The following is a 1,833-nucleotide window of genomic DNA, read 5'->3' as shown; positions in this document are numbered from 1 at the left end:
GGCGTAGCGGACCTGCTCGCCCAGCGCGCCGCAGGCGGCGGTGAAGGCTCCGGCGGCGCCGAGCATGGCGCCGGCGGCGAAGCGGCGAAGGAACGACAGGCTCATCGGAGCCTCCACGGTCAGAGCTTGGCGACGTCGAGCACGGCCTGGGCGAAGGCCTGGGGGGCCTCCTGCGGCAGGTTGTGGCCGATGCCGCCCGTGATGGTGCGGTGCTCGTACTTGCCCGAGAACTTGCCGCGATAGGCCGCCGGCTCCGGATGCGGGGCGCCGTTGGCATCGCCTTCCATGGTGATCGTCGGGACCTTGATCACCGGGCCCTGGGCCAGCTTCTGCTCGATCTCGTCATACCGCTTCTCGCCCTCGGCCAGGCCCATGCGCCAGCGGTAGTTGTGGATCACGATGTCGACATGGTCCGGGTTGTCGAAGGCGGTGGCGCTGCGGTCGAAGGTGGCGTCGTCGAACCGCCATTGCGGCGAGGCCAGCTGCCAGATCAGCTTGTTGAAGTCGTCCCGGTTCTGGCTGTAGCCCTCGCGGCCGCGCTCGGTGGCGAAGTAGAACTGGTACCACCATTGCAGCTCGGCCTTCGGCGGCAGCGGCTTCCTGCCGGCGGCGACGCTGCTGATCAGGTAGCCGCTGACCGAGACCAGCGCCCGGCAGCGCTCCGGCCACAGCGCCGCGAGGATGCAGGCGGTGCGGGCGCCCCAGTCGAAGCCGGCCACGATCGCCGTCTTGATCTTCAGCGCATCCAACAGGGCGATGGCGTCGACGGCCAGGGCCGCCGGCTCGCCGTTGCGGACCGTCGCCTCCAATCGGATCCGGGTGGTGCCGTAGCCGCGCAGATACGGGATGACCACCCGGTAGCCGGCGTTGGCCAGGACCGGCGCGACGTCGACGAAGCTGTAGATGTCGTAGGGCCAGCCATGCAGCAGCAGGACGACAGGCCCGTCGGCCGGGCCGGCCTCGGCATAGCCGACGGTGAGGTCGCCGGCATCGATCTGCTTCAGCGGGCCGAAGCTCGCGCCGGAGGCGGGCGTGGCCGCCGGGGTGTTTGCCTGGGCGGCCTCCGCGGTCCCGATCGAGACGAAGGGGGCGGCGGCCAGGGTCATCAGCGCGGTGCCGAACAGGCGTCGGCGCGGGAGGTCGATTTCGTCGGGCATGCGTCCCTCCGTCGGGATCGGTCAGGAATGGGGATGGGGAGCCGGCGGTGGCTCAGGCCACGGTCAGGGTAACGTCGATATTGCCGCGGGTGGCCTTGGAATACGGGCAGATCTGGTGCGCCGCCTCGACCACCTTCCGGGCGGTCTCGCGGTCCAGCCCCGGCAGGCTGATGATCAGGCGGGCCTGCAGGAAGAAGGCGCCGTCGGTGGTGCCCAGGTCGACCTCGGCATCGACGGCCCGGTCGGCCGGCAGGGTGACCTTCAGCTCGGTCGCGGCGCGGCCCATCGCGCCGATGAAGCAGGCCGACCAGCCGGCGGCGAACAGCTGCTCCGGATTGGTGCCGGTGCCCGGGCCGCCGGGGGGCGACAGCTTGATGTCCAGCCGCCCGTCCGAGCTGCGGGCCATGCCGTCGCGGCCGCCGGTGGTATGGGTCTTGCCGGTGTACAGGACCTTGTCGATCTTGGTCATGATGCTCTCCTGGGTGTTCAGGGTCTCGTGAGGGGTGAAAGGGGTGCCGCGGTCCGGTGCCGCCGGCGCCAGGCGCTCGGGGTCTCGCCCAGCCAGCGTCGGAACAGCTTCGACAGATGCGCCTGGCTGGCCAAGCCGCAGGACAGGGCGATCTGGCTCAGCGGCTCGCTTGTGGTCAGCATCAGCTGCTGCGCCCGCTCCAGCCGC

Annotated in this window: 3 protein-coding genes; all 3 read right to left on the bottom strand. The window is 70.8% G+C overall.

Annotated features, from left to right (window positions below; all coding sequences use genetic code 11):
- Positions 1 to 119 precede the first annotated feature (119 nt).
- Positions 120 to 1,157: an alpha/beta fold hydrolase gene (locus P409_RS33325; RefSeq protein ID WP_034848789.1), complete on the bottom strand. Its 1,038-nt coding sequence runs from the start codon at positions 1,155 to 1,157 to the stop codon at positions 120 to 122.
- A gap of 52 nt (positions 1,158 to 1,209) precedes the next feature.
- Positions 1,210 to 1,626 carry an organic hydroperoxide resistance protein gene (locus tag P409_RS33320; RefSeq protein WP_034848787.1) on the bottom strand — a complete coding sequence of 139 codons (417 nt, stop codon included), beginning with the start codon at positions 1,624 to 1,626 and terminating at the stop codon, positions 1,210 to 1,212.
- 17 nt (positions 1,627 to 1,643) lie between these two features.
- On the bottom strand, positions 1,644 to 1,833 hold a 190-nt coding region (locus P409_RS33315), incomplete at its 5' end, for a helix-turn-helix domain-containing protein (RefSeq protein ID WP_034848785.1).

The sequence above is a fragment of the Inquilinus limosus MP06 genome, from assembly GCF_000767795.1.
GTDB lineage: Bacteria > Pseudomonadota > Alphaproteobacteria > DSM-16000 > Inquilinaceae > Inquilinus > Inquilinus limosus_E.
This window is presented reverse-complemented; position numbering and strand designations above follow the sequence as displayed.

Excerpts from the sequence above, each read along its gene's own strand:
- P409_RS33325 (WP_034848789.1), bottom strand. The coding sequence starts at position 1,157 with ATGCCCGACGAAATCGACCTCCCGCGCCGACGCCTGTTCGGCACCGCG.
- P409_RS33320 (WP_034848787.1), bottom strand. The coding sequence starts at position 1,626 with ATGACCAAGATCGACAAGGTCCTGTACACCGGCAAGACCCATACCACC.